A 26,532-nucleotide genomic window follows, 5' to 3' on the forward strand; every position below is an offset into this window, starting at 1 on the left:
GCGGGTATCAGGCCGGCTTCGCCTGAAGCAGGTTGACGCCGGGGTACGGCAGCGGAGTGACGTCGGCGATCTTCTTCGGATCCCACGCAGTCAGGAGCTCCTGATGGAGAACCGGGTAGTAGACAGCATTTTCGGCGATCTGGTTCAGGTACGACTGCACGAGGGTGCTGCGCTTTGCCGGGTCGGTCTCGCGGGTGGCTTCGTCCATGGTGGCGTAGATCTTCTGCGCTTCGGGGGTGTCGTCCCACTTGGCGTAGGTCTTCGTCCACAAGCCGCCCTTGCTGTACGTGTAGCGGACGAGAAGGTCGACGTCGCTGCCGAATGCCTGCGGGTTGGACGTACCGGCGGCGATCTGGAACTTCTGGCCGCTGTTGAGCTTGCTCACCATGGCGCTGGTGTCCTGCGGTTCGAGTGTCGTGTTGAATCCGACTGCGTCCCAAGACTCTTTGATGGTCGGCAAGCAGTCGGCCAACCAGCTGACGTTGGTGGAGAGCAGCGTCAGGTCGAGGCCACTGACACCGGCGGCAGCGAGGAGCGAGCGGGCCTTGTCCGGATCGTACGAGTAGACGGTGGACGCTCGCGCGTAGTCGGGGTTGCGCTCGTACAGGTAGCTCGTGGCCGGTGCTGCCTTGCCGCCGAGGGCGATTTCGATCATCTTCGGGGTGTTGATCGCATAGAACATCGCCTGGCGAACACGAACGTCGTCGAACGGTGCCTGAGTCGTGTCGAAGAGCAGGTACATGAGGTTCATGCCCGGGTTGCCCTCGACGGTGCGCCCACCGGAGGTCAGAGTGGGGACGTTGGCGACGGGGATGTTGTCGGCGAGTTGTGCACCGGCATTGTTGCCCGAGACGCGCGCGATGCGTGAGGAGGTGTCGACGATGGAGAGCCAGTTCATGGTCGCGAAGTTGGCCGGACGCGGCCCGTTGTACGCCTCGAAGGCCTCGAAAGCTGTGTTGCTCTTGGGGGTGTGGCTCTTGAGCTTGTACGGACCGGAACCGACGACCAGCGTTCCGGACTTGGCCTCGTCCCAGTGGCCGTCGAAGACGTGCTTGGGCATGATCTTGGCGATCGAGAGACGCTGTGCGGCAGCGCTGAACGGGTAGTTGAAGTTCAGGGTCACCGTTTGGTCGTCGACCTTGGTGACGGACTGCAGCCAGGAGGAGAAGAAGGAGCGGATCAGTACGTTCTGCTGTGGATCGAGGATGCGATCGAAGGTGAAGACGACGTCGTCCGAGGTGACCGGAGTGCCGTCGTGCCAGGTTGCTCCCTCGCGGATTTTCATGGTCCAGCTCGAGGCAGTGGCGTCGGTCGGGACGGCCTGTGCGAGCGCCGCATACGTCTCACCGGTGCCTGGATCGTTTTCGAGCAGTCCCTCGTAGACGTGGTTGACCGCTGCCATGAGGAAACCGGATGCAGTCTGCATCGGGTCGAAGCTCTGGTCGTTGCCGTATCCGATGGCGGTGGTCAGATCGCCGGTGCTCGCGGAACCGCCGACAACCGAGGTCGACGACGGCCCGCCGCCACAGGCCGCGAGAGTCGCGGTGATACCTGCTGCAGCTCCCAGTAGCCCGGTGTACCGGAACAGGTCTCGGCGGGTGAACGCGGAGCTCAGCGGTCGTTCGTTCTTCAAGGCGGCCTCCAAGGCGGGGAGCGGGACATCAAGGGAGTGGATAGGGGATGTCCTATGTTCGACGTCCGATGTTGCGTAACTTACATTGTGGATCAGAAAGCGTCTAGAGAATCTTCGGAACTGGCGGCGCCGAACTTCGACGTTTCGCCGGTTTCGAGCCAAAAATAGTGCGCTCACCTGCATGGATGAAGACTGTGTTACCGGTGTCGAATTGACGAGCGATGACGCCGGCCGTATAACATAGGACATCCCTCATCCAATCTTTGGAGACTTCATGACCCGATACAAAGTCGGTGTGGTCGGTTGCGGATTCTTCGGTAGTTCCCTCGCTCGCGAGCTGGCTGCCCATCCACGTTTCGAACTGACGATGCTGTGCGACCGTGACTTCGAGCGGGCCAAGGACGTCGCCGCAGAGTTCTCGGCAACCCCGACAGACGATCACGACGCGGTGGCCGCTCACCCGGAGTTGGCCCTCGTTGTCGTCGCGACGCCCAATCACGCGCACGCCGAACCTGCCATCGCGGCGCTCGAACACGGCAAGGCAGTTTTTGTCGAGAAGCCACTCGCCGTCGAACTGGTCGATGCGCAGAACATGATCGCGAGCGCCGACGCGAGCGGTTCGCCGTTGATGGTCGGGCACATCATGCGGATGATGCCGGGTGTACGACGGCTGGCGGGCCTGCTGACGTCGGGGGAGCTCGGCGAGGTCGCTGCGATCGAAACGTCTCGCTCACGATGGATCGACACCGACGGCGCAGATCCACAGTGGTGGAAGCTCGACAAGAGCCGAACGGGTGGAGAACTGACTCACGAGATTCACGAACTGGACCTGATGTGCTGGCTCGGCGGCGAGGTGACTGCCGTGTCGAGCATCGCCACCGCGGACGACGGCTTCCGCAACACAGTGGTGTCGTTCGCCGGCGGCGCGATCGGCAGACACACCATCTCGACGCGTTCACACACTTCGTCGTGGCAGCTGACCGTCGATGCCACCGAAGGTTCGGTCCACGCGGACTTCCACACCGGCCGGGTCAGCCGACTGCGCGGGGGACAGGTCGTAGAGTCGTGGCCGATCTTCGACGTCGACGCCGAGAACCAATCGTTGATCGACGCTGCGAGCAGGACGCAGAAGTACAACTCGGGTAACGGAGGATCCTCGCTGTGGATGCAGGCTGCGATTCGTCACGAAATCGACGAGATGGCAGCAGTTCTCGACGGCAAGGCTGATCCCGACTCGCCGTTGACGTACGCACGTGAACGCGCACTCGTCGTCGCCGAACAGGTGCGACTCGGTGGCGGCGAACCGGCAGCGCTCTCGGGAAGTGCCAAGTGACGGTGCGTGTAGCCGTCATAGGTAGCGGCGGAATCGCGCGGGACCACGTCAGCGCCTTGGCGCGCATCCCGTCGGTCGAAGTCGCCTACGTATTCGGCAGTGACTTGGACCGGGCCGCATCGGTTGCGGCGTTGGCGCCGGGCGCGAAGGCCAGTACCGATCTGGCGAAGATTCTCGCCGACCCGAGCGTGCAGGCGGTCAACGTCGTCGGGGCCACTCCCGACCACGCACCCGTGACGATAGCCGCGGGCCGCGCGGGAAAGCATGTGCACGTGGAGAAGCCGGCCGCGCTGACAGTCGCGGACTTCGACGCGATGGTCGAGGCCACCGAAGGTAACGGCACCTCACTGATGGTCGGACAGACCGTACGATTCCAGCCGTCGATCACCTCGATCGGAAACTCGGTTGCACAAGGTGCCATCGGCGACCCCCGGTTGATCCATCTCAGTTGGTACACCGGCCATGTCTGGCCAGGGGGCTGGCGAGGCTGGCAACACGACAAGGAACGTTCGGGTGGTCACCCCGTTCACAACGGAACCCACGCACTCGATCTGGTGACGTGGCTGATCGGTCGTCGTCCGACCCGTGTGTTCGCTCGTAGTTTCCCCACCTTCGCGGCGGGGATGCCCGTGCACGACAGCTTCCATCTGACCGTTCGCTTCGAGGACGGATCGCTGGCTCTGATCGAATTGGCCTACGCGCTACCACAATCGGGAAAGATGGTGCGTCGGATCGTGGTGTCGGGGACTTCCGGCACGCTCGCGCACGACACCGGCGACGACCCGGGACTGATGACGGACACGACCAACGCGCCGCCGTCGTCGATCGAGGACGCGATGTCGCATCAGATGCGTCACTGGATCGCCACTCTCGACGGTTCCGCGAGCCCGATAGTCGAGAACTGGCAGGTGCGTGCAGCTCTCGCGACTGCCATCGCTGCCCAGCAATCGCTCGACACCGGCCGCGCTGTCTCGATCGGAGAAAACCAATGACCGGCACCGGTTCGATCCGCGTCGGATTTGTCAGCGGCGTCAGGCATGCCGGCTCCTATGCGGACCTGTTGCGATCCGATCCTCGAGTGAGCCTGGTCGGGGCCTCCGACGAATCCTCGGTCCCCGATTGGATTCGTGAGGACGGGATCGCGATGGCAAAGGCCGCAGACATCGAGTGGATCGACGAACTCGGCGAGTTGCTCGACCCCGAACGGATTGACCTGGCGATCATCTGCAGTGAGCCGACCAGGCATGCGCGGCTTGCGATTGCCGCATTGAACGCCGGACTCGACGTCCTGGTGGACAAGCCGGTGGGCGTCGACGAGGCGGAGGCCGCGGCGGTTCAGCAAGCCGCACGGTCGAACGGGCGAATCTGCACGGTGGTGAACCGCACTCATTCACCTGCGCTCCGGCGACTGCGCCGATGGATCGACGCCGGAAATCTCGGACTGCCGCGCCACGTCGACATCGAGTTCCTCGCAAGCGGAACACATTTCGCGACGTCTGTCGAGCGTCCCGAACTGGTGGTGGATCCCGCGCTTTCCGGCGGGGGAGAAGTAGTGAACTTCGCCGGTTACGCCGCCGACTACCTCCGATACCTCACCGGCCTGGACGTCACCGAGGTGTACGCCGAGACGAGCACACTCTACGGCGGGGCCCACCAGCAGTTCGGAGTCGAAGACACGGCGTTGATCTCGCTCGCCCTGGAAAACGGCGTCACCGCGACGGTGACCGTCGGAAGAATCCCCGCAGCACCGGGTTTCGGCGCGAATACCGCGACGGTTCGCGTCCTCGGATCCCACGGATACGCGAGTTCCGACGACGACAAACCCGCGGTGACCCACTTCGCGGCCTCGGGAGACGTGACCGCACTACCCATCGGCGGCTTCGGTTCGGACAACGCGGTGTCGAGCTTTCTCTCTCACGTGCTCGATCGACTTCCCACACGGACCGAACCCGACTACACCGTGGCAGACGCCCGCGCGTCGATGCGCGTGATCGATGCTGCCTATCTGTCCGCCTCGAGCGGTCAGCCGGTCTCCGTTTCTCCCTGACAGCCGCACCCACAACTCAATCCGACAACCAACATATGGAGACCCCATGAGCACGGAAACCACCACCTTCAGCGGAATCGTCCCGCCGATCGTCACACCACTGACGCTCGAGGGCGAGGTCGACACCACGTCGCTCGAACGCCTGCTCTCACTGCAGATCGAAGCCGGAGTCGACGGCTTGTTCGTCCTCGGTTCCTCGGGTGAGGTCGGTTACCTCACCGACGCTCAGCGCGCCCAGGTGGTGCAGACGGCCATCGGTCACGTCGGTGGCCAGGTACCGGTCCTCGTCGGAGTGAACGACATGACCACCAACCGGGTCATCGCCGTCGCCGAGCAGGCGCGCGAGGCTGGTGCGGATGCCATCGTCGCGACGGCGCCGTTCTACGCGATCACCGATGCAGCCGAGACGGCAACGCATTTCCGCTCCATCCACGCCGCAGTGGATCTTCCGTTGTTCGCCTACGACGTCCCGGTTCGTGTCCACAGCAAGCTCAGCCCGGCAATGCTGGTCGAGCTCGGTCGCGAGGGAGTCATCGCCGGCGTGAAGGATTCGAGCGGCGACGACGTCAGTTTCCGTATGTTGCTCCGTCAGTCGGCCGGGCTCGAAAACTTCGCCGTCTTCACCGGGCACGAGGTAGTCGTCGACGGATGCCTGCTGATGGGTGCTTCGGGCGCAGTGCCCGGCCTGGCCAACGTGGACCCGCACGGCTACGTACGACTGTGGCGCGCTGCGCAGGCAGGAGACTGGGCCGCAGCGAAGGCCGAGCAGGATCGACTCACCGATCTGTTCTCCATCGTCGAGGCGCCGACACCGGGTCGCGTCAGTGCCGGTGCCGCGGGTCTGGGCGCGTTCAAGACGGCTCTGGCCCTGCGCGGCGTCATCACCGGCAACACGATGTGCGCGCCGATGCTCTCGCTCGACGAGTCCGAGACCGCAACGATCAAGGTCGTTCTGGAACAGGCCGGGCTCCTCTGACATGACATCTGGGCAGAAGCGATGGATCGGTATCGACATCGGCGGCACCAAAGTGGCTGCCGCGGTGGTGACGTCCGACGGAGACGTGATCGACACCGTTCGTGCGGCAACACCGACGGCGGGTAGGGAAGCCGTTCTCGGGACCGCTACCGCGTTGATCGACCGTCTGAGGGCGAATCACACGGTAGCCGGAATCGGAGTCGGTGCACCGGGAATCATCGATCGGGTGCGTGGCCGCGTCGTCTTCGCCTCCGACATTCTGTCTGGATGGAGTGGCGCCGAGGTTCGCGGAGAACTCGAGGCACACTCAGGCCTACCAGTGACGGTGGACAACGACGTGCGCGCGATGGCTCACGGCGAGAACATGATCGGCGCCGGTCGCGGTCGAACCTCTGCACTGTTCGTCTCGATCGGTACCGGAATCGGTGGCGCGTTGACCGTGGGCGGTCAGCTGTACCACGGTGCCCACGGAACAGCCGGCGAGCTCGCGCATCTGTTGGTTCCGGTCTCCGGGGCGATAGGTTGCGGTTGCGGCAGAACCGATCACCTCGAGGCAGTCGCGTCTGGCCCGGCGATGGCAGCCGAGTACGCAGCGCGGGCGGGTGTGCCCACTCAACCGTTACAGGCAGTGGTGGCGCTCATGCACTCGGGCGATCCGATCGCCCGTGCCGTGGTCTCCGACGCCGGTACTCTGCTGGGCCGCGTCCTGGCCGGCATCGCGACTGCATTCGATCCCGAGGTGATCGTCATCGGCGGCGGCGCAGCCCAGATCGGAGCCGACCTCCTGTCTCCGCTGACGTCCGCTTTCCGGGTGGAAGCGATGGGCCCCATTGCCGAAACCGCCATTCTTCCTGCCCGTTTGGGGACCGATGCGCCGCTCGTCGGCGCTGCGCTCCTGGCCGCCGCAACACGAATCGAGGTAACACCGTGACTGTCGAAGAATTGCTCACGATCATCAGCGGGAAGCTGATCGTGTCCTGTCAGGCCGGACACGGCCATGCCCTGCGCGACACCGGGACCATCGAGAGGATGGCCCGCGCTGCGGTCGACGGGGGAGCGGTGGCTATCCGCTGCGGCGGTGTGGGCGGAACCCCGGATGTCGCAGCAGTCGTGTCGGCAGTGAAGGTACCGGTGATCGGTTTGACGAAGATCGGCTCGGAGGGCGTGTTCATCACGCCGACAAGGGAATCAGCCCTCGAAGTCGTGGATTCGGGTGCGCAGATCGTGGCTGCCGACGCCACGCTGCGACCTCGTCCGGACGGGCTGACCTTTGCCGACACCGTCGACGCGGTCCATGATCGCGGCGGCCTCGTCATGGCCGACTGTGGAACACTCGAGGACGGCGTCGCTGCCGCCGCGTCGGGCGCCGACATCATCTCCAGCACACTGGCGGGATACACCGAGAACAGCCGACGGCTGGCCGGCCCGGACCTGGAGCTGATCTCGGAACTGCGGCAGGCACTTCCAGATGCAGTCCTCATTGCCGAGGGGCGATACCACAGCCCGGAGGATGCGGCACGCGCCATCGCCCTGGGTGCAGACTCGGTGGTTGTCGGAACCGCAATCACGGATCCGGCGTTCATCACGTCGAAGTTCGCAGCGGCAGTATCGGGCGCCGAAAGGTCGAGGGTGTGACCCCGACGTCGAAGGCTCTGAAATCCAGGACCGCTGAACGGATTCGGCTGGAGACTTTGCTCGTAGACTCCTCGACGCCGATACGGTGGGTCTTCACCGGCGACAGCATCACTCAGGGATTGACGCACACCGACGGTCATCGAAGTTACGTCGAACACTGCGCCGAGCGCGTCCGTGGTGAGCTTTCCTTGTTCAACCACGTCCTTGTCAACACCGGGGTGAGCGGCAATCGATCCTCCGATGTGCGTGCGGGTTTCGCACACCGCATCGAGGTGTTCGAACCCTCGGTGGTGTTGATCATGCTCGGTACGAATGACGCATTGGATGGCGAAGAAGGACTGGAGCGGTTTCGAGACGACCTCTTGGACACGATCTTCCGGACACGAGCGATCGGTGCGGTGCCGATCCTGCAGACGCCGCCACCGATCGACGTCGAGAATGCGCCCACCAGAGCGGGATTGGTTCAGTACGTCGAGGTCGTGCGGCAGGTTGCCGCCTCGACGCGCGTGGTGTTCGTCGACCACTACGCGCAGTGGACGGCCCATTCTCCCGAGGGCCCACCGCCGGCTCTCCTGGCTGACGCATTCCATCCGAACGAACAAGGGCACTACGTGCTCGCGGACGCCGTGCTCCGTGAGTTGTCGATCGCGGATACCGAAGTTCCCGTTGTACCGCAGGTGATGTCGTGATGCATCGTAGACAAATTCTTCGTGGACAACTGGTGACCGGTGGGCAACTGCTTCCGGACGGTGTCGTCGAGATTTCCGGTGATCGTGTGGTGTGGGCCGGGCCCGCGTCGCAGCGAACCGACCCGTTACCCGAACGGGCAGCTGCGGGGACAACGATCATCCCGGGGTTGGTGGACGTTCACTGCCACGGCGCCGGCGGATTCGGTTTCCCCGAGGCAGACGAGTTCGGATCCACCGTGGCTGCCGATCACCACCGGACGAACGGCACGACCTCGGTGATCGGCTCGCTCGTCTCCGCGCCGCCGCAGATCCTGCGCAGTCGCATCGAGCTCCTGGCAGGACTGGTGGACGAGGGCACGCTGGCCGGAATTCACCTGGAAGGTCCATTCCTGTCGGTACTCCGTTGTGGCGCCCAGGATCCCGACAGCATTCTCGACGGCGACCCGGCTCTGCTCGAGTCGCTGCTCGAAGCCGGCCGCGGGCACATCCGCTCGATGACGATCGCTCCGGAGACAGCACACTTCGGCGAACTTGCCTCATTGCTGGAGCGTCACCGGGCCGTCGTGAGTATCGGACACACCGATGCGTCCAACCCGATTGCGACACGTTCGATCGCATACTCGGCGCATGCACCGCTCAGTGCCACTCACCTGTTCAACGGTATGGCTCCGATGCATCATCGCGCTCCCGGCGCAGTGGCGGCGTGTCTTGCCGCGGCCGCGAAAGGACAGATGGTGGTCGAGTTGATCGGGGACGGAGTACATCTCGCCGACGAGACGGTGGCGACGGTGTTCGATCTGGTCGGTCCGCATCAGATCGCGTTGGTCTCCGACGCGATGGCTGCGGCGGGAATGCCCGACGGGCGCTACCCACTCGGACCTCTCGACGTCGACGTGGTCGGTGGCGTGGCGCGGCTGGCCGGCCAGGGGGAAACGGCCATTGCCGGCGGGACGAGTCGGTTGATGGACATTGTCCGCAGAGCCGTCAATCACGCGGGCGTCGATCTGCTTTCGGCTGTCATCGCAGCGACAGCAACGCCTGCTGCGCTGATGGGGCTGGCCGGAATAGTCGGCGATCTCGTGCCGGGTTGCCGCGCCGATCTGATCGTCACCGGTCCAGAACTCGAAACCCGCGCCGTCATGGCCGCTGGGAACTGGCTCATGAACTACACCGAAAGCTGAGGAATCAACCGATGGAAATTGTCATTGTCGACAGTGCGGAGGCGGCCGGCACCGTTGTTGCCGACGTCTTCGAACACGCGGTGCATTCAGGTGCACGGACTTTGGGCCTGGCGACAGGATCTTCACCGCTCTCGGTGTACCGCGAACTCGCGCGCCGTCACCGCGAGGAAGGGTTGAGTTTTGCCGGCGTGCAGGCGTTCCTGTTGGACGAATACGTCGGCCTGCCGGAAGGCCATCCGGAGTCGTATGCCCAGGTGATCCGCACCGAGCTGGTGAATCACCTGGACCTGGACGCGGCAAGGGTATTCAGCCCCGACGGAACCGCGCCGGATCCATTTGCCGCCGCGGCGGCCTACGACCGGGCGATTGCGTCGAATGGTCCGGTGGACGTTCAACTTCTGGGCATCGGCGGCAACGGTCATATCGGTTTCAACGAACCGACGTCCTCACTGAATTCGAGGACCAGGGTCAAGACGCTGACGGAACAGACTCGAACCGACAACGCCCGATTCTTCGAGAGTCCGGACGACGTACCACGGCACGTGATCACCCAGGGCCTCGGAACTATCTGCGAAGCAAAGCATCTGGTGATGATCGCGACCGGCGAGCACAAGGCCGCTGCGATTGCCGCTGCCGTCGAGGGGCCGCTGGCCGCGGTGTGCCCGGCATCGGTCCTCCAACTGCATCCACACGCGACGGTGGTGATCGACGATGCAGCGGCATCACAGCTTCGGCTCACCGAGTTCTACAAAACGGTGTCGGCGCACAAACCGCTTGCTCAGCACTACTGAGATATCGGGCTAGACGGGCTCTCGCGTCTTCTCGAGGCCGAGTGCCATTTCGGGAGTGAGTAATTGGAAGTCGGATTCTCCACGCCGTCGGATCCACACCGGATCGGAGGTGTTCCAGCGTTCGGCGCTCTGCGTTCGAGTGACCACCTTGAACGTCGCCGTTCTCGGGAACTCACTGCACACTCGGATCAAGGTCGGCTTCTGCTTCGGCCCGAGTTCCGGCCGGGAATCGATGTATTCGGCTACGGCTGCCGGGTCGAAGTTGTCGACATCGCCGACCGGAATCACCGACGCCATGACGCGGTCGCCGACGTCGCTGTCGGGGACTGCGTACACGGACACCTGCGCGAAGCCCGGGTAACCGACCAGGGAGCGTTCGATGGGTGCGGCACCGATGTTCTCGCCGTCCACTCGCAGCCAACCGGAACTGCGTCCCGCGAAGTAGACGTAACCGTCGACGTCGGTGTACGCCAGATCGCCACTCCAGTACTGGCCGTTGCGCATTCGCTCGGCGTCGGCTTCCGGGTTCTTGTAGTACCCGGCGAACGTGCCTGGGCCGGTGACATTGACCAGTTCACCAGTTGCCTCGTCGGCGTTGGTGATCCGGCCGTCGGCATCGAAGACTGCAGGCGGGCATGGTGCTCCGGTCTCGGGATCGAGGATCTTGACGCCGTCCGGGAGCAGTCCGAGGGCGCCTGGCCGGGGAACCGGTGCCGCGGAGATCGAAATGCCGCCCTCGGTGGAACCGAACCCGTCGATGACGCGAGCGTCGAAGCGCCGGACGAAGGTGGCGACGGCGGGCGCCGAACCCTCGTTGCCGTACATGATCTTCAAGGTGTTGTCCCGCTCGTTCGGCACCTCGGGGGTGGAAGCGATGAAGGACAACGGCTTTCCGACGTAGTTGGAGTACGTGATTCCGTACTTGTGAACGTCGGGTAGAAAACCCGAAGCGGAGAACTTGCGTCGCATGGCAATTCCCGCACGAGCGTGCAGCGCGACCGTCCACGCCGCCATCATCGCGTTGGAATGGAACATGGGCATCGCCATGTAGACGACGTCGTCGGCGCCGAGCCCGAAACGATCGGCAAGCATGACCCCGGGAGAGGCCAACTTGTGGTGCGTGCACCGAACCGCTTTGGGATCACCGCTGGTTCCGGAAGTGAAGATGAGCATCAACAGATCGTCGGGCTGCGCCGTCGACGCGTAGGCCGGCGTATCGGCGAAGGGCGCCAACAATTCCGCCCAGGCCGGAGAATCCACGTTGATCACCCGGACGTCGCCGAGATCGACGTCGTCGAGTAGATGTGCCTGGTTGTTCTCGGTGAAGATGACCTGGCAGTCGGAGAGCGCAATGTCTCGCGCCAATGCCGGGCCGCGCCTGGTCGTGTTCAGCCCGGCGGCGACCGAACCCGAGAACGATGCCGCTCCGAGCAGCAGCGAGAACTCGGGGACGTTCTCCATCAGAAGTCCGAAATGCCTGGGGCGCGTTCGATCGAGCAGCGTGTCCAGCAGCGCTGCTCGATCGAACGAGCCTTGAACGTGCTCGCGCCAGGTGATGACCTGGTCCTCGAAACGGATACCGCGGTCGTCGATCTCGCTGACTCCGAGGAGTAGATCGGAAACAGTGGGGCTCTGACTCATAGCTGCATCATCATCGATTCGTCTCGGACCAGGTCATGGATTTCCACTCGGTGGGACGCACTCAGGCAGGGACTGCGGCAAGTACCTTGCCGAGCGCGCGAAGCTGATCCGTTGCGTTGCCGAGCAGGAACTCGTGATGCTTGGCCGCGAGGAAGTAGCGGTGAACTGGATGGTCCTCGTCCAGACCGACACCGCCGTGAACGTGAACCGCAGTGTGCCCGACACGGTGTCCCGCATCTGCAGCCCAGAACTTGGCCGTCTGTACAGCGCCGTCGGAAGGAAGTCCTTCGCTCAGACGCCACGCGGCAGCCCACAGAGTCAGACGAACACCCTTGACGTCGATGTATCCGTCTGCGAGGCGCTGGGCCACTGCCTGGAAACTACCGATCGGTCGACCGAACTGCACACGCTCGGTGGCATATTCGGCGGTCAGCTTCAACGCTTGATCGAGCACTCCGTACTGGTAGGCGGTCGAACCGAGCTGAATTCGCTCGACGATCCACGCCGCGATGTCCGATCCCTGGGCAACCGAGCCGAGAACACGATCGGCCGGGATCTGCACCGAATCGAATTCGACGAGACCCGCGCTCGAGAAATCTGTGGTCGATTGCCTGGTAATGCTCACGCCCGCGTCCGACGGTTCGACGAGGAAGACCGCGACGCCGTCCTCGGTGATGGCGGGGACGAGGAACAGATCTGCGAGCGGTGCACTGTCGACGGTGATCTTGGCTCCGTCGATGCGCCAACCGTCGGCGGTCTTCTCGGCACGCGTGACGGGGTGGGCCGGGTCGTCGTTGTATTCCTCGGCGAGGGCCGCGGTGAGTATCTTCTCGCCGGCGGCGGCGGCGCTCGCCCATTCGTCTCGCTGCTTGTCCGAGCCGAATTCCGCTATCGCTGCGGCGGATCCGACGATGGACGTCAGGAACGGAACGGCTGCAACACCGCGTCCGAGTTCGGCCAGGATGCTGCACTGCTCGAGGACACCGAATCCGTCGCCGCCCACCGATTCCGGAAGGGCCGCACCGAGGACGCCGGCCGAAGCCAGCGCATTCCACAAGATGGCGTCGAAGCGGTCTTCCGCGGCGTCGAGTTCACGAAGGCGATCGTTGGTGACCAGTTCGGTGACTACGGATCGTGTCAGGCCGGACAGGTCCTGCTGGGCCTCGGTAAGGGTGAATTCCATGATCGTGGGTCCTTATCGCTTCGATGCGGGAAGCCGCAGAGCTGTCATTCCGATGATGTCGCGTTGCACTTCGTTGGTACCGCCGCCGAACGTCAGGATCAGCGAAGAACGATGCATACGTTCGATGCGGCCGCGCAGAAGAGCGCCGGGGGAGTTCTGCCTGATCGTGGCGGAGGATCCGAGGATTTCCATCAGCAAGCGGTAAGCCTCGGTGGCGAATTCGGTACCGAACACCTTGTTGGCGGACGCAGCTTCGGGGCCGGGAGCGTGATCGGTTGCGGAGGCGATTTCCCAGTTCATCAACTTCAGGTACTCGGCTTTGGCATGCACGCGAGCCAGATTGATCTGCACCCATTCCTGGTCGATCATGCGTCGGCCGTCGGGCAGCTTGGTGTTCTGTGCCCACTCGCGGACCTCACGCTGCGCGGTCAGAATCGGTCCGGCCGAGGTGAGGGCAACGCGCTCGTGGTTGAGCTGATTGGTGATCAGTGCCCAGCCGCCGTGTTCCTGACCCACGATCGACGACGCCGGGACCCGTACGTCCTGGTAGTAGGTGGCGCTGGTGTCGGGGCCGGCCATGGTGTGAACCGGTGTGTAGGAGAAGCCTTCTGCCGTGGTGGGGACGATCAGCATGCTGATTCCCTTGTGCTTCTTGGCTTCCGGATCGGTGCGGCACGCCAACCACACGTAATCGGCGTACTGGATCAGGCTGGTCCACATCTTCTGCCCGTTGATGACGTAATCGTCACCGTCACGGACCGCCGACGTGCGCAGAGAGGCCAGGTCGGTGCCGGCCTCGGGCTCGGAGTAGCCGATCGCGAAGTGGAGCTCACCGCGAGAGATCTTGGGCAGGAAGAAGGCCTTCTGCTCGTCCGTACCGAAATGCATGATTGTCGGCGCTACCGAATTGATCGTCAGGAACGGCACCGGCGCACCGGCGATGGCGGCTTCGTCGGTGAAGATCAGCTGGTCCATCGCGGAGCGTTCCTGTCCGCCGTACTCTTTCGGCCAACCCAGGGTGAGCCAGCCGTCCTGGCCCATCTGCGCGACGACTTCGCGGTACACATTGCCTTCGCCGTACTCACCCGTCGTGGCGGCGAGCGCTTCACGCCGCTCGGGAGTCATCAGTTGTGCGAAGTAGGCACGCAACTCCTCCTGGAGCTGTTGCTGCTCAGGGGTGTAGGTGATGTGCATGGTTACCTCTCCATAGAGATACGAATCAAAGCGTCAACCATTCGATTGACACAGGTTCTATCGATGCGTTCATCGGCGACAAGGGGCGCCCTCGCCGTCTCCGGCGGATCGTTCGACGTCCGTTCTCGGTACTTTTTCGAATCATTGCACACGACTGAAACAGGTTCTAGTGTTATCGCCAGGAACGGTGTGCGGCACAGCCCTGCGGCACTCGTTTCGTATCCGTGTTCGTGTGAGCAGTTGTGAGTAGAGAAGAGGAATCGCCATGGAGGTCAGGGTTGATCTGGACCGTTGCGAGGCAAACGGTGTGTGCGTCGGGATCGCGCCCGATATTTTCGACCTCGACGACAACGAGGAGCTCGTGATCAGTTCTGTGCGCCCACCGGAGGATCGCTGGGAGGATGTCCGTTCCGCGATCGCTCAGTGCCCGCGCGCGGCACTGACCGAACATCCGTGACGATGGTTGCCCAAAACAAGAACACGTTCTAAAGTTGCGAACTCGTGGGTCACGGCAATCGAGCCGGGTAACTCGACACACGACCGCAGAGAACCGGGAGAGCGCTTCGATGAATGCTGTGAACAGCCCAGAAACCAGTCTCGAAGGCAAGGTCGCCATCGTGACCGGTGCCGGATCGGGGCTTGGAAAGTTCGAGGCCATCGGTCTGGCGAAGGCCGGTGCTTCGTTGGTCGTCAACGATCTGGCCCCGAACGAGGCCGTCGAAGCGACGCTCGAGGAAATCCGTGGTCTCGGCGCCAAGGTCGAATTCGTGGCAGGCAACGTCGGTGAGCGTTCTACCGCCGACGCTCTGATGGAAGCAGCGCAGGGGCAGTTCGGCAGTGTCGACATCGTCGTCAACAATGCAGGGGTCGTACGCGACCGGATGCTGTTCAACATGTCCGACGAAGACTGGGATCTCGTACTCGAAGTGCACCTTCGCGGCCATTTCCTCTTGTGCCGCAACGCCGCTGCCTACTGGCGGGCGAAATCCAAGGAAGCCGGGGCGCCGGTGTACGGGCGCATCGTCAACACTTCTTCGGAGGCGGGTCTCCTCGGACCGGAAGGGCAGCCCAACTACGGCGCTGCAAAAGCCGGAATCACGGCGCTGACGTTGTCGGCCGCACGTGGGCTCTCGCGCTACGGCGTACGGGCCAACGCGATCTGCCCGCGGGCACGGACGTCGATGACCGAAGGTGTGTTCGGTGACGCGCCGGCCGACGGCATCGATCCACTCTCGCCCGAGCACGTGGCTTCGCTCGTCTCGTACCTGGCATCACCAGCGGCCGACGCCGTCAACGGTCAGGTATTCGTGGTGTACGGACCGATGGTTGCGCTGATGGCGGCGCCCGTCGTCGAGCAGAGGTTCGACGCAGAGGGAGATTCCTGGTCGCCGGAAACGCTGTCCGCGGTGATGGGTGACTACTTCGCTGACCGTGACCCGGCAAAGATGTTCTCGGCATCGGCGGCCCTGCGCGCGTTGGGCTGATCGACGGGTCTGATTCTCAGGTGCGCGACACGTAGAACCGTTGTTCACACTTAGACGGTCTACGTGTCCACTTCCTGGTAGAAATAGCGTGTTCACGAGTCGGTGGGCGCGGCACTCTGCCTGCGTTCTACAACGAGACCAACGGTCTCGAAAAAACTAGACTGTGTTCCAATTTTGCATTCCTGTGAACGATGCGGTATTCGATCGGCGTGCCCAGTCAAGGCTCTCGCATGGCTGAATTTCGAACCTGGCGCCGAAAGGCGCCGATCATTCAAAAGTATTAATTTCCAGGATATTTCGGCGAAAATCGCATCGAAAAGGGATGCTTCCCATGTCTCCGATCTTCCGGTTTCGGATCGGCGCCGTGAGGCTACTCCTTAGAGTTGGACACTTGTTTTTGACAGGTGAACACGTTCTAGTTAATATGACCTGAGTCACAAGCTGTCGGGGGCTGGACTATGAGAACAGACAGTACTGCGGCAACCAAGGACGAGGAGGGCGAATGGTAGACCTCGTCGAGGTGCCATTACGAGCGGTCGGTGGCTTCTTTCAGATGTCCGCCCAAACCTTGAGGGCAGTCTTCTCCCGCCCCTTCCAGCGTCAAGAGTTCATCGATCAGGCCTGGTTCGTGGCCCGAGTCTCGATGGTGCCGACGGTGCTGGTCGCAATCCCGTTCACTGTGCTGGTCAGCTTCACCATCAACATTCTCTTGCGCGAGATCGGTGCAGCCGACCTCAGTGGTGCCGGAGCTGCCCTCGGCACCGTCACGCAGGTCGGCCCCATCGTCACCGTGCTGATCGTCGCCGGCGCCGGCGCAACCGCCATCTGCGCGGATCTTTCGGCCCGAACCATCCGCGAAGAGATCGACGCCATGAAGGTGCTCGGGATCAATCCCATCCACCGGTTGGTCGTTCCCCGAGTGCTCGCGTCGACAGGTGTGGCGCTGCTCCTCAACGGACTGGTCTGCACCATCGGCATCCTCGGCGGTTTCGTCTTCTCCGTGTTCATCCAGGACGTGAACCCCGGCGCCTTCGTCAACGGCATCACACTGCTCACCGGATTCGGTGAGCTCATGCTCTCCATGGTCAAAGCAGGGCTGTTCGGCATGATCGCCGGCCTGGTTGCGGCCTACCTCGGACTCAACGTCAAAGGCGGCGCCAAGAGCGTCGGTGACGCGGTCAACCAGACCGTCGTGTTCGCGTTCATGGCGCTCTTCGTCGTCAACGTGCTCATCACGACCATCGGTATCAAGTTGACGGCCGGATGAGGCCCACGGCAGTCGGAGAGATCGAAGTGGACAGAACGACAAACGACAGACGGGAGGAGATCTGATGGCGTTGGCCGCAGCGGGACGCTTCCCGCGCACACGTCGACAGATCGGTTCGCTCTCTCGCAGTATCGACAGCATCGGTGATCAAGCGCTGTTCTTCGCGAAGGCTCTCGGTCACGCTCCCAAGGCGCTGATGCGCTATCCACGTGAAACTCTGCGACTGATCGCCGAGATCAGCATGGGCACCGGTGCGCTCGCCGTCATCGGTGGCACCGTCGTGATCGTCGGATTCCTGACACTGTTCACCGGTGGCACCATCGCCGTTCAGGGCTACAGCTCGCTGGGCAACATCGGCGTCGAAGCACTGACGGGCTTCTTCGCCGCCTTCATCAACGTTCGCATCGCAGCGCCGGTCATCGCCGGAATCGGCCTCGCCGCGACCATCGGCGCCGGCTCCACCGCGCAGCTCGGTGCGATGCGCGTCTCCGAAGAGATCGACGCGCTGGAGACGATGGCGATCCCGTCGATTCCGTATCTGGTCAGCACCCGCGTCATGGCCGGCATGATCGCGATCATCCCGCTGTACTCACTGGCGGTGATCGCGTCGTTCGTCGCCAGCCGCTTTGCGACGGTGTTCCTCTACAACCAGTCCGGCGGCGTGTACGACCACTACTTCACGACCTTCCTGATACCCACGGACATACTGTGGTCGTTCGCCCAGGCGATAGTCATGGCGCTGGCCGTCATGCTCATCCACACCTACTACGGCTTCAACGCAACCGGTGGCCCGGTCGGCGTCGGTGTCGCGGTGGGTAACGCAGTGCGCGCCTCGTTGATCGCGGTCGTCACGGTCACCCTGCTCATCTCACTCGCCATCTACGGCGGGTCCGGCAACTTCAACCTGTCGGGATAGGCGGGCAAGCGATGACCGTACCCAGATGGCACAAGAAGTTGGCCGCAGCCGGCCTGGTCCTCGGACTCGTGGCGATCGTCGCCGTTGCTCTCACCATGTTCTCGGGTGGGTTCACCAAGAGCACGCCCATCACCGTGACGTCCACGCGTGCCGGCCTGGTCATGGAACCCAATGCCAAGGTGAAGTTGCGCGGAGTGCAGGTCGGCCGCGTCGAGTCGATCTCACTCGTCGGGGACCAGGCAAACCTGAAGTTGGCGATGGACCCGGGCCAGATGTCGAAGATTCCGTCGAATGCCCGGGTGGAGATCAAGACCACCACGGTGTTCGGTGCGAAGTACGTCAACATCGTGATCCCCGACGATCCGTCGACCCAGCCGATCCAGGAGGGTGCTGTCATCGCTTCGGACAGCGTCACCGTCGAGTTCAACAGTGTCTTCGAACATCTTTCGGACGTACTCGCGAAGATCGAACCGGAAAAGCTCAACGCCACACTCGGCGCGATCTCCACCGCACTCAACGGGCGCGGCGAGTCGCTGGGTGAGGTTCTCGAGCTCGGTGACACCTATCTGAAGAAGATGAATCCGGTTCTACCGCAGCTCCAGGAAGACTTGGTCGGCGCCGCCGATGTCACCAATCTGTACGCCGACGTGGCACCGGATCTGATGCGCATCCTCGACAATGCCACCGCGACAAGCGGATCGATCGTGGCCGAGCAGGCAAACCTCGACTTGCTGTTACTCAACGTCACCGGCCTCGCGGACACCGGCAACGCGTTGTTGACCGACAACGAGCAGAACCTGACCACCGCCCTCGACACTCTGACCGCGACGACGACCCTGCTCGACAAGTACTCGTCGGGTCTGACGTGCTTCATCGTCGGATTGAACGACGGTCGGATCAAGTTCGAGCCACTGGCAGGCACCGGGGACAAAGCGGCGCTGATGCTGAGTGCGAGCTTCATGTACGGCGCCGAGGCGTACCAGAATCCGCAATCTCTCCCCAAGGTCGCGGCCTCCGGCGGACCCAATTGTTATGGTCTGCCCGAATTCGATCCGAAGGTCGACGGGCATGCACCGTTCGCAGTCACCAACACCGGCAACGTGCCCTTCGTTCCCAACACCGAACTGCGCGTTACCGTGCCGACCATTTTCCAGTATCTCTTCGGTGACTCCTACGAGCAGGAAGACGGGAAGTGATGAGACCGACCACGGTCAAGCTGCTGATTTTCACCGTCGTCATGGCGGTCATCTTCGCCGGACTGGCGATCGTCTTCAGTCAGGTGCGCTTCAGCAGCAGCAACGGATTTCACGCCACCTTCTCGGACGTCTCGGGACTCAAGTCCGGCGACAAGGTCCGCATCGCCGGTGTTCCGGTCGGGTCGGTCACCGGAGTGTCCATCGGTGACTCCAACCAGGCCGAGGTCGAGTTCGACGTCGATACCAAGTACTCACTGATGAAGAGCACCAAAGCGACTGTGCGCTACGAGAACCTGGTGGGCGACCGCTACATGGAACTGCTCGAGGGCGCTGGTTCCACCGAGACGCTTTCGTCAGGTGGATCGATTCCAGTCGACCAGACGTCGCCCGCGCTCGATCTGGATCTGCTGCTCGGCGGATTCAAGCCGCTGCTTCGTTCGCTCGACCCGCAGCAGGTCAACGACCTCTCCGGGGCACTGCTGCAGGTACTCCAGGGCCAGGGCGGAACGCTGGTTTCGTTGCTGGGAAACACCAGTTCGTTCACCAGCACGTTGGCGGACCGAGACCAGCTGATCGGGGACGTCATCACCAATCTCAACGACGTACTCGGCACCATCAACGACAAGGGCGATCAGTTCTCTACCACGATCGATCAGCTCCAGCAGTTGGTCAGTGGATTGGCGAAGGACAGTGGCCCGATCGGCAACTCGATCACCGAGATCGCCGGTGCCACGGGAGATCTCGCGTCGTTGCTGCAGGCGACACGTCCGGACATCCAGACGCTGATCGGGGAGACCAACCGAACGATGACGCAGCTGGACCTGGGCAAGGACGACATCAACACCGCTCTCGATCGTCTGCCGTCCGACTACCGGAAGCTGATCCGAGTGGGCACGTACGGAGCGTTCTTCCAGTTCTATCTGTGCGCCAACACTTTCAAGTTCTCCGGACCTGACGGGACGACGATCATCTTGCCCACGGCAGTTCAGGACACGGGAAGGTGCGCAAAAGTCTCATGACCCCTACCCGTGAACGTAATCCGGTACAGATCGGTGTCATCGGTCTCGTCCTGGCGGTGGCAACCGTCGGTGCCGCGCTTCAATACGATCAACTCCAGTTCATCAACGGTGGCATTCGCTACTCGGCGTACTTCCAAGATGCCGGCGGCCTGGTCACCGGCGACGACGTGACCATGGCCGGCGTGAAGGTCGGCAAGGTCAGCGACGTCGAACTCGACGACCAGAAGGTGTTGGTCACCTTCACCGTTCAGGACGGCGTCGCCCTGGGCGAGCAGACAGCGGCCGATATCAAGACCAACACGGTTCTCGGCCGAAAGTCTTTAGCGGTGCGGCCGGAAGGATCCGGACTGCTGCGGACGGACACGCCGATTCCGGTCGAACGCACCAACTCCCCGTACTCGCTCAACGACGCTCTGGGTGACCTCGGGACAACGGTGTCCGAACTCGACACGGAACAGATCAACGATTCGCTCAACGCGATCTCGGACACCCTGGCCGATACTCCGCCAGAACTTCGCACCGCATTGGACGGAATGACGCGGCTTTCGCAGAGTATCAACTCACGCGACGAGAGCCTGCTCCAATTGCTCTCGCGGGCCGAAGATGTCACCAAGATCCTTTCCGACAGAAGCGGTCAGATCGATTCGTTGCTGGTCGACGGCAACAAGTTGTTTGCCGAACTGAGCTTGCGGCGTGACGCGATCAGCGAACTGATCGTCAACACCGGCGCAGTCTCACGTCAACTGTCAGCGCTGGTGCAGGAGAACGAGGCTCAGATGGGGCCGACCCTCGAGAAGCTGAATTCGGTCGCCGAGGTTCTCCAGCAGAACAAGGACAACATCGCGGGAGCGCTCGACGGACTCGGACCGTACATCACCGCGCTCGGTGAGACCGTGGCCAGCGGCCCGTTCTTCGACGCCTTCATCATCAACATTCTGCCGAGCAACTGGTGGAAGACCCTGGTGGACACCAGCGTCGCGCCCGAGCAGGTTCCGGGCGACCTGGAAGACTTCTTCCCCGGTATTCCACCGACGATCAGGGGGCCGGGAGAATGACCGAGACCATGACTTCACAGGATTCACAGGGCTCCACCAACCCACGCAAGAAGTGGGTGCTGATCGGAGCGGGTGTGCTGGTCGCGCTGCTCGTGGCGGGTGCGGCCTACCTCTTCATCCCTGGCCTGGGCAAGACCAAGATCTCTGCGCACTTCGTCTCGACCACCGGTCTCTACGAGGGCGATGTCGTGCGAGTGCTCGGTGTCAACGTCGGCAAGGTGACGAAGATCGAACCGCGTGATCGGGACACGTACGTCGAGATGAAGATCGACTCGAGCGTCGACGTTCCGGCAGATGCCAAGGCGCTCATCGTTGCTCAAAGCCTCGTGTCCGCACGCTTCGTGCAATTGACCCCCGTGTACTCCGGCGGGGAACAGATGCCCAACGGCGGCGAGATCCCGATCGAGCGCACCGCCGTTCCGGTGGAGTGGGACGAGATCAAGACCGAACTGACCAAACTGTCGGACGCACTCGGACCGGAGGGTCTGGACGATCAGGGTTCCCTCGGTCGATTCATCGACACCGTGGGAACGAACCTCGACGGTAACGGTGAGTCGATTCGGTCGACGCTGCGCGAACTCTCGGCCACGATGCACACGCTGTCCGAAGGCCGGACCGATTTGTTCTCCACCATTCGGAACCTGCAGGCGTTTGTCACTGCGTTGTCCTCGAGTAACGAGCAGATCGTGCAGTTCAGCGGTCACCTCGCTTCGGTGACAAGCGTTCTCGCAAGCAGCTCCGACGAGTTGGGTACCGCCCTCAGTGATCTCGACCTGGCCGTCGGCGACGTCCAGCGGTTCGTCAAGGACAACAGCGAGGGACTGAGCGAATCGGTTGCGCGTCTCGCCGATGCCACTCAGGTACTGACTGACAAGCGCCCGGAGATCGAGCAGGTTCTGCACTCCGGACCGACGTCGCTTGCCAACTTCTATCAGATCTACAAGCCGGCTCAGGGCAGTATGACCGGCGCAATTGCACTGAGTAACTTCAAGAATCCGATCCAGTGGATCTGTGGTTCCATCGAAGGTATCGAGAGTGGTAACTCCCAGAACAGTGCCGACCTGTGTAAGCAGTACCTCGGGCCGGTGCTCAGCACGATGATCGGCAACTACCCCGGATTCCTGTTCAACCCGGTCGCGGGCGTGCAGGCTTTCCCGGATCAGATCGTCTACACCGAACCGGGATTGGAAGCGGCAAGTCAGAATCAGCCGGAAACCGTCGCAGGACCGATGTCGGGTGCTCCCATGACGAGTGTTCCCAAGGATCTCGCCGAACTCTTCAACATGGGCGGAGGGAACTGATGCGGGTAGCTCGCAAGACCACGGTTGCCGTGTTGGCCACGGCAGTGGCACTCGGCGCCAGCGGTTGTGAATGGAACGGTCTCAACTCGGTGCCGATGCCAGGCACTCAAGGCCGGGGCGAAGGCGCATACGAGGTTCAGATCGAGATGCCGAACGTGACTACGCTGTCGCAGAATTCGCCCGTCCGGGTGGATGACGTGGCAGTGGGAAGCGTTTCGAACATCGAGGTTCAAGGCTGGCACGCTCTGGTGACGGTGTCGCTGAATCCCGAGGTTCAGTTGCCGGCCAACGCGACGGCAAAAATCGGTCAGACCAGCTTGCTCGGCTCTCAGCACATCGAGTTGGCGCCGCCGGTAGGGGAGGAGCCCGAGGGCCGACTCGAAGCCGGTGACCTGATTCCGATCGAGCGGGCGGGCGCTTACCCGACGACGGAACAGACGCTGTCGTCGCTGTCGGTGGTACTGAACGGCGGCGGTCTCGCTCAGGTTCAGGACATCACGAAGGAACTCAACGCCGCTCTCGGTGGGCGTGAAGATTCCGTTCGAGACCTCCTGCCTCAGCTCGATCAGCTGGTCGGCAGTCTGGACAAGCAACGGGGCGACATCGTTTCGGCGATGGAGGGACTCGATCGACTGTCCTCGACGGTCCAGGCCCAGCACGACACCCTGAACAAAGCACTCGAAGGTATTCCGCCGGCACTCGAGGTTCTTGTCGCTCAGCGTCAGGACATCACCAACGCCTTGACCTCCCTCGGTGGTCTCAGCGAGGTGGCCAGTCGCGTCATCCAGGAGAGCGGTGACGATTTCGCGACCAACGTTCGCGCGCTGTCGCCGACTCTGAAAGCGTTGGCGGATTCGGGCAACGCTCTCACGCAGGTTCTCGGAGTCCTCTTGACGTTCCCGTTCCCACAGAACGGAATCGACAACGTCATTCGCGGTGACTACGCCAACCTGGCCATGACCATTGACATCTCGCTGCCCCGACTGGACGCGAACTTCCTCACCGGAACTCCGTTGGCCGGAACGCTCTCCGGACCGGAAGGCGTGTTGGGTAAGCAGGCTGGGCTGGCCGGACAGACAGGCAACCCGTTGAGCGATCCGCTCAAGCCTGCCGCACCGCCCGCACAGGCCCCTGCCGGACAGGCTCCCGTAGGACAGGCTCCGGCAGCGGATCCGAATACCATTCAGATTCCGGGACTTCCGCCGATCAACATTCCAGGACTTCCTCAGGGGGCACCGGCACCATGATGCTCACAAAGTTCGTCCGCATCCAGCTCATCATCTTCGCCGTCTTGACGGTCGTCGGTTTGATAGTGATGGCCACTCAGTACGTGCGTGTTCCCGCTATGGTCGGTATCGGCCGATACGACGTCACCGTCGAATTGCCCGCCACCGGTGGGCTGTACAAGAACTCGAACGTCACCTACCGCGGTCAGACCATCGGCGTCGTGAACGCGGTGGAGTTGTCGGAAACGGGCGTGAATGCGCGACTGTCTCTCGAGAGCGGCGTCAAGGTGCCCTCGGACGTCGACGCTGCGGTCAAGAGTGTGTCGGCGATCGGCGAGCAGTTCGTCGATCTGATTCCGCACACCGACAGCTCCGGAGCGATCGTGGTCGACGGGCATCTGGAAAACGGATCGGTGATTCCCGAAGACCGAACCAGCATTCCGCAGGATGTCGGCGCGATGCTCGATCAGGCAGATCTGTTGCTGCAGAGCATTTCCGACACCAAGCTCAAGACTGTCATCGACGAATCCTTCAAGGCGTTCAACGGTGCCGGCCCGGATCTGCAGAAGCTGATCGACTCGGCTCGGCTGTTCGTCGAGGAGGCGAACAACAACTCCGACGCGACCAAGACCCTGATCGAGCAGGCCGGTCCACTCCTGGACACCCAGGTGGTCAGCAGCGACGCCATCCGTTCCTGGACAAGCAATCTGGTGACGTTCACCGATCAGCTCCGAGCCAGCGACCCTGATCTGCGTGCCGTCATCCAGAAGGGGCCGGCGGCAGCGGCGGAGGCGAATGCTCTTCTGCAAGACATGCAGCCGACATTGCCGATTCTTCTGGCGAACCTCGTGTCCGTCGGACAGGTCGGCGTGATCTACAACAACGCGATCGAGCAGATTCTGGTCATCTACCCGCCGCTGGCCGCGGCGCTGGTCACGGTGGCAGGCTCCGGCCCGGCTGCGGATGGTGCACTGGTGGACTTCCACATGGAGGTCAACGACCCGCCGCCGTGCACTACAGGATTCCTGCCCGCAGAGCAGTGGCGCAGTCCGAAGGACGAATCACCGATCGAGACGCCGTCAGATCTCTTCTGTCAGGTTGCCCAGGATTCGCCGATCGCCGTGCGCGGCGCGAGAAACCTTCCCTGCGAGGAGTATCCGGGACGTCGTGCGCCTACGGTCGAACAGTGCCGTTCCGGCTACGTACCGATGGGCACGAACCCGCAATCCGGGCCTCCGGAACCGATTACCGCGACCCCGAGCTCGTACACGTCGACGCCTTCGGTCTCGGCTCGTCGGTACGATCCGATTACAGGCACGTACATCGGGCCGGACGGAAGGACGTACTCGCAACCGAACCTCGGTGGCGGCGACGTCAGTCTCGAACAGTTCATGAAGGGTCAGCAGGGTTGATGACAGACGAAGATCCACAGGCCGGGCAGCGGGTGCGCCGTCGCGCGTCCCGCAGCGCCGGACCCACGGGTGCGGATGCAGACGCTGCCGCGGTAGTAGTGCCCACCGAAAAGAAGTCGGCCGAACAGAAGCCAGCCGAGCAGAAGGCGGCCGAGCAGAAGCCAGCTGAGCAGAAGGCGGCGGCGCCAGTTGCTTTGGGCAAGCCCGATACTCCACCTGAGAAGGTCGTCAGCGGTGATCAGGTCACGACCGAGGCTGAGCCGACCGGTACCGCCGAAACCCCCGCAGAAACTGCTGTGGACACCCCTGTTCGTTCGAAGCCCAAGGCCGGGTTGGTAGTCGGGATCGCCGTTGCTTCGGTGATCGCTGTTGCTCTTGCGGCCCTGACGGTGTTTCTTCTCGTCGACCGGAACAAGGCGTCCAATGCCGACGAGGACCGAGCCCGCTACGTGGCCGGTGCCCGGACCACCGCACTGAATCTGACGACACTGCACGCGGATACAGCGGCTGCCGACCTCGACAAGTTCCTCGCCGGCACCACCGACGAGTTCAAGTCGCAGTTCGACGGACGCAAGGATTCGTTTGTCAACGTCCTCGGGCAGGCCGGAGTTCAGACCGACGGCGAGGTGCTCGAAGCCGGGTTCGAGAAATCCGACGGTGATTGCGGGACTTCATTGGTCGCGGTGCGTGCGATGCAGAAGAACGGCGACGAAGCGCCCGCTGAACGCAACTACCGACTCCGAATCACCATGTGCGACGTCGACGGGCAGTTGCTTGCCTCGAATGTGGAGTTTGTGCCATGACCCCAGAAGTGAACCCCGAGACGTCCAAGCAAGTTTCGCCGAAGCCGAAGCGCGCCTCACCGCTCGCCATCATCCTGTGCGTCATCAGTGCAGTGGCCATCGCGTTGGCGGCAGTGTCGGCGTATCTCTACTTCGGTCCGGACGGAACGCGTGACACCGCAGCGATCGATCGGACCAGAGACGAAGTGGCACAGGCCTCTTCCGATCAGGCGGTAGCGATGTTCCAGTACGACTACAACAACGTCGACCAGCAGTTGCATGCAGCCACAGACGGTTTGACGGGCGATTTTCAAGGCACGTTCACCAACCTGATCGAATCGGTGATCATTCCGGGAGCCAAGGAAAAGTCGCTGACCGTTCAGGTCGTCGTCCAGGGCGCCGCGGTTCTCGACGCGGAGGCGGACAGCGCGACGACGATGCTGTTCCTCAATCAGATCACCACGTCTTCGGAATCGCCCGAAGCCGTTGCCAGTGGCAGTCGCGTGAAGATGAGTCTGGAGAAGCAGGACGGACGTTGGCTCGTGAACAACGTCCAACCCTTCTGATCAAA

Annotated in this window: 25 protein-coding genes; 21 read left to right on the top strand and 4 right to left on the bottom strand. The window is 62.7% G+C overall.

The features are described 5' to 3' along the window. Positions 1–7 precede the first annotated feature (7 nt). Positions 8–1,633 carry an ABC transporter substrate-binding protein gene (locus KTR60_RS04630; protein ID WP_007734285.1) on the bottom strand — a complete coding sequence of 542 codons (1,626 nt, stop codon included), beginning with the start codon at positions 1,631–1,633 and terminating at the stop codon, positions 8–10. Positions 1,634–1,907: 274 nt separating this feature from the next. Here KTR60_RS04630 and KTR60_RS04635 point away from each other — a divergent pair, with 274 nt between their 5' ends. From KTR60_RS04635 to nagB, 9 genes are read left to right on the top strand one after another with little or no spacing between them, the layout of a single operon-like run. Continuing rightward, entirely contained in the window at positions 1,908–2,966 is a 1,059-nt protein-coding gene (locus KTR60_RS04635) for a Gfo/Idh/MocA family protein (RefSeq protein ID WP_007734287.1), read from the top strand. Then, on the top strand, positions 2,963–3,958 hold the full coding sequence (locus KTR60_RS04640) for a Gfo/Idh/MocA family protein (RefSeq protein WP_007734295.1): 996 nt from the start codon (positions 2,963–2,965) through the stop codon (positions 3,956–3,958). Before KTR60_RS04635 ends, KTR60_RS04640 begins: the two co-directional genes overlap by 4 nt. Continuing rightward, a complete protein-coding gene (locus KTR60_RS04645) occupies positions 3,955–5,013 on the top strand; it encodes a Gfo/Idh/MocA family protein (RefSeq protein ID WP_007734307.1) in 1,059 nt (352 codons plus the stop codon). Before KTR60_RS04640 ends, KTR60_RS04645 begins: the two co-directional genes overlap by 4 nt. A 46-nt stretch (positions 5,014–5,059) precedes the next feature. Beyond that, positions 5,060–5,989, top strand: a complete 930-nt coding sequence (locus KTR60_RS04650) for a dihydrodipicolinate synthase family protein (protein WP_007734313.1) — start codon at positions 5,060–5,062, stop codon at positions 5,987–5,989. Between the two features lies 1 nt (position 5,990). Then, positions 5,991–6,920 (top strand): ROK family protein, encoded by a 930-nt coding sequence (locus KTR60_RS04655; RefSeq protein ID WP_007734314.1) that lies wholly within the window; start codon positions 5,991–5,993, stop codon positions 6,918–6,920. Beyond that, entirely contained in the window at positions 6,917–7,624 is a 708-nt protein-coding gene (locus KTR60_RS04660; RefSeq protein ID WP_007734316.1) for an N-acetylmannosamine-6-phosphate 2-epimerase, read from the top strand. Before KTR60_RS04655 ends, KTR60_RS04660 begins: the two co-directional genes overlap by 4 nt. Beyond that, positions 7,621–8,313 (top strand): SGNH/GDSL hydrolase family protein, encoded by a 693-nt coding sequence (locus tag KTR60_RS04665; RefSeq protein ID WP_073512002.1) that lies wholly within the window; start codon positions 7,621–7,623, stop codon positions 8,311–8,313. The genes KTR60_RS04660 and KTR60_RS04665 overlap by 4 nt, the downstream gene beginning before the upstream one ends. After that, entirely contained in the window at positions 8,313–9,494 is a 1,182-nt protein-coding gene (locus KTR60_RS04670; RefSeq protein WP_228401895.1) for an N-acetylglucosamine-6-phosphate deacetylase, read from the top strand. Before KTR60_RS04665 ends, KTR60_RS04670 begins: the two co-directional genes overlap by 1 nt. A gap of 11 nt (positions 9,495–9,505) precedes the next feature. Then, positions 9,506–10,285 (top strand): glucosamine-6-phosphate deaminase, encoded by a 780-nt coding sequence (gene nagB / locus KTR60_RS04675; RefSeq protein ID WP_063315002.1) that lies wholly within the window; start codon positions 9,506–9,508, stop codon positions 10,283–10,285. A 9-nt stretch (positions 10,286–10,294) separates the two neighbouring features. Here nagB and KTR60_RS04680 read toward each other — a convergent pair whose 3' ends face one another. The 3 genes from KTR60_RS04680 to KTR60_RS04690 all read right to left on the bottom strand — a co-directional run bounded on the left by KTR60_RS04680 (position 10,295) and on the right by KTR60_RS04690 (position 14,303). Beyond that, complete coding sequence (locus tag KTR60_RS04680) at positions 10,295–11,926, bottom strand: long-chain-fatty-acid--CoA ligase (RefSeq protein WP_007734324.1); 1,632 nt, start codon at positions 11,924–11,926, stop codon at positions 10,295–10,297. Between the two features lie 61 nt (positions 11,927–11,987). After that, positions 11,988–13,109: an acyl-CoA dehydrogenase family protein gene (locus KTR60_RS04685; protein WP_054825143.1), complete on the bottom strand. Its 1,122-nt coding sequence runs from the start codon at positions 13,107–13,109 to the stop codon at positions 11,988–11,990. Positions 13,110–13,121: 12 nt separating this feature from the next. After that, positions 13,122–14,303 carry an acyl-CoA dehydrogenase family protein gene (locus KTR60_RS04690; RefSeq protein WP_003945878.1) on the bottom strand — a complete coding sequence of 394 codons (1,182 nt, stop codon included), beginning with the start codon at positions 14,301–14,303 and terminating at the stop codon, positions 13,122–13,124. A gap of 265 nt (positions 14,304–14,568) precedes the next feature. Between KTR60_RS04690 and KTR60_RS04695 the strand changes: the two genes are divergently transcribed. The 12 genes from KTR60_RS04695 to KTR60_RS04750 all read left to right on the top strand — a co-directional run bounded on the left by KTR60_RS04695 (position 14,569) and on the right by KTR60_RS04750 (position 26,527). Next, positions 14,569–14,760, top strand: a complete 192-nt coding sequence (locus KTR60_RS04695; RefSeq protein ID WP_007734330.1) for a ferredoxin — start codon at positions 14,569–14,571, stop codon at positions 14,758–14,760. A 109-nt stretch (positions 14,761–14,869) separates the two neighbouring features. Continuing rightward, entirely contained in the window at positions 14,870–15,787 is a 918-nt protein-coding gene (locus KTR60_RS04700) for a 3-oxoacyl-ACP reductase (RefSeq protein ID WP_007734334.1), read from the top strand. 502 nt (positions 15,788–16,289) lie between these two features. Then, positions 16,290–17,054, top strand: a complete 765-nt coding sequence (locus tag KTR60_RS04705; protein WP_003945687.1) for an MlaE family ABC transporter permease — start codon at positions 16,290–16,292, stop codon at positions 17,052–17,054. 64 nt (positions 17,055–17,118) lie between these two features. Continuing rightward, positions 17,119–17,970: an MlaE family ABC transporter permease gene (locus KTR60_RS04710; protein ID WP_042920421.1), complete on the top strand. Its 852-nt coding sequence runs from the start codon at positions 17,119–17,121 to the stop codon at positions 17,968–17,970. An 11-nt stretch (positions 17,971–17,981) separates the two neighbouring features. Further along, on the top strand, positions 17,982–19,166 hold the full coding sequence (locus KTR60_RS04715) for an MCE family protein (RefSeq protein ID WP_003945815.1): 1,185 nt from the start codon (positions 17,982–17,984) through the stop codon (positions 19,164–19,166). After that, positions 19,166–20,185, top strand: coding sequence for an MCE family protein (locus tag KTR60_RS04720; protein ID WP_054188084.1), 1,020 nt, complete (start codon positions 19,166–19,168; stop codon positions 20,183–20,185). The genes KTR60_RS04715 and KTR60_RS04720 overlap by 1 nt, the downstream gene beginning before the upstream one ends. Next, positions 20,182–21,240, top strand: a complete 1,059-nt coding sequence (locus tag KTR60_RS04725) for an MCE family protein (RefSeq protein ID WP_003945728.1) — start codon at positions 20,182–20,184, stop codon at positions 21,238–21,240. The genes KTR60_RS04720 and KTR60_RS04725 overlap by 4 nt, the downstream gene beginning before the upstream one ends. Beyond that, positions 21,237–22,541 carry an MCE family protein gene (locus tag KTR60_RS04730; protein WP_083471212.1) on the top strand — a complete coding sequence of 435 codons (1,305 nt, stop codon included), beginning with the start codon at positions 21,237–21,239 and terminating at the stop codon, positions 22,539–22,541. Before KTR60_RS04725 ends, KTR60_RS04730 begins: the two co-directional genes overlap by 4 nt. Further along, entirely contained in the window at positions 22,541–23,788 is a 1,248-nt protein-coding gene (locus KTR60_RS04735) for an MCE family protein (protein WP_118606095.1), read from the top strand. The genes KTR60_RS04730 and KTR60_RS04735 overlap by 1 nt, the downstream gene beginning before the upstream one ends. Then, positions 23,785–25,179, top strand: coding sequence for an MCE family protein (locus KTR60_RS04740; protein ID WP_020906318.1), 1,395 nt, complete (start codon positions 23,785–23,787; stop codon positions 25,177–25,179). The genes KTR60_RS04735 and KTR60_RS04740 overlap by 4 nt, the downstream gene beginning before the upstream one ends. Further along, positions 25,179–25,982 carry a hypothetical protein gene (locus KTR60_RS04745; protein WP_228401896.1) on the top strand — a complete coding sequence of 268 codons (804 nt, stop codon included), beginning with the start codon at positions 25,179–25,181 and terminating at the stop codon, positions 25,980–25,982. Before KTR60_RS04740 ends, KTR60_RS04745 begins: the two co-directional genes overlap by 1 nt. Next, positions 25,979–26,527, top strand: a complete 549-nt coding sequence (locus tag KTR60_RS04750) for a twin-arginine translocation pathway signal (protein ID WP_228401897.1) — start codon at positions 25,979–25,981, stop codon at positions 26,525–26,527. The genes KTR60_RS04745 and KTR60_RS04750 overlap by 4 nt, the downstream gene beginning before the upstream one ends. Positions 26,528–26,532: the final 5 nt, after the last annotated feature.

The organism is Rhodococcus sp. C1 (genome assembly GCF_020809065.1).
GTDB classification, from domain to species: Bacteria; Actinomycetota; Actinomycetes; order Mycobacteriales; family Mycobacteriaceae; genus Rhodococcus_F; species Rhodococcus_F qingshengii.

Bases quoted from the DNA above. Each gene is read 5' to 3' on its own strand.
- KTR60_RS04685 (WP_054825143.1), bottom strand. From the start codon at position 13,109: ATGGAATTCACCCTTACCGAGGCCCAGCAGGACCTGTCCGGCCTGACA.
- KTR60_RS04725 (WP_003945728.1), top strand. From the start codon at position 20,182: ATGACCCCTACCCGTGAACGTAATCCGGTACAGATCGGTGTCATCGGT.
- KTR60_RS04710 (WP_042920421.1), top strand. From the start codon at position 17,119: ATGGCGTTGGCCGCAGCGGGACGCTTCCCGCGCACACGTCGACAGATC.
- KTR60_RS04695 (WP_007734330.1), top strand. From the start codon at position 14,569: ATGGAGGTCAGGGTTGATCTGGACCGTTGCGAGGCAAACGGTGTGTGC.
- KTR60_RS04645 (WP_007734307.1), top strand. From the start codon at position 3,955: ATGACCGGCACCGGTTCGATCCGCGTCGGATTTGTCAGCGGCGTCAGG.
- KTR60_RS04700 (WP_007734334.1), top strand. From the start codon at position 14,870: ATGAATGCTGTGAACAGCCCAGAAACCAGTCTCGAAGGCAAGGTCGCC.
- KTR60_RS04635 (WP_007734287.1), top strand. From the start codon at position 1,908: ATGACCCGATACAAAGTCGGTGTGGTCGGTTGCGGATTCTTCGGTAGT.
- KTR60_RS04735 (WP_118606095.1), top strand. From the start codon at position 22,541: ATGCGGGTAGCTCGCAAGACCACGGTTGCCGTGTTGGCCACGGCAGTG.
- KTR60_RS04750 (WP_228401897.1), top strand. From the start codon at position 25,979: ATGACCCCAGAAGTGAACCCCGAGACGTCCAAGCAAGTTTCGCCGAAG.
- KTR60_RS04655 (WP_007734314.1), top strand. From the start codon at position 5,991: ATGACATCTGGGCAGAAGCGATGGATCGGTATCGACATCGGCGGCACC.
- KTR60_RS04680 (WP_007734324.1), bottom strand. From the start codon at position 11,926: ATGAGTCAGAGCCCCACTGTTTCCGATCTACTCCTCGGAGTCAGCGAG.
- KTR60_RS04745 (WP_228401896.1), top strand. From the start codon at position 25,179: ATGACAGACGAAGATCCACAGGCCGGGCAGCGGGTGCGCCGTCGCGCG.
- KTR60_RS04740 (WP_020906318.1), top strand. From the start codon at position 23,785: ATGATGCTCACAAAGTTCGTCCGCATCCAGCTCATCATCTTCGCCGTC.
- KTR60_RS04705 (WP_003945687.1), top strand. From the start codon at position 16,290: ATGGTAGACCTCGTCGAGGTGCCATTACGAGCGGTCGGTGGCTTCTTT.
- nagB (WP_063315002.1), top strand. From the start codon at position 9,506: ATGGAAATTGTCATTGTCGACAGTGCGGAGGCGGCCGGCACCGTTGTT.
- KTR60_RS04730 (WP_083471212.1), top strand. From the start codon at position 21,237: ATGACCGAGACCATGACTTCACAGGATTCACAGGGCTCCACCAACCCA.
- KTR60_RS04650 (WP_007734313.1), top strand. From the start codon at position 5,060: ATGAGCACGGAAACCACCACCTTCAGCGGAATCGTCCCGCCGATCGTC.
- KTR60_RS04670 (WP_228401895.1), top strand. From the start codon at position 8,313: ATGCATCGTAGACAAATTCTTCGTGGACAACTGGTGACCGGTGGGCAA.
- KTR60_RS04690 (WP_003945878.1), bottom strand. From the start codon at position 14,303: ATGCACATCACCTACACCCCTGAGCAGCAACAGCTCCAGGAGGAGTTG.
- KTR60_RS04715 (WP_003945815.1), top strand. From the start codon at position 17,982: ATGACCGTACCCAGATGGCACAAGAAGTTGGCCGCAGCCGGCCTGGTC.
- KTR60_RS04720 (WP_054188084.1), top strand. From the start codon at position 19,166: ATGAGACCGACCACGGTCAAGCTGCTGATTTTCACCGTCGTCATGGCG.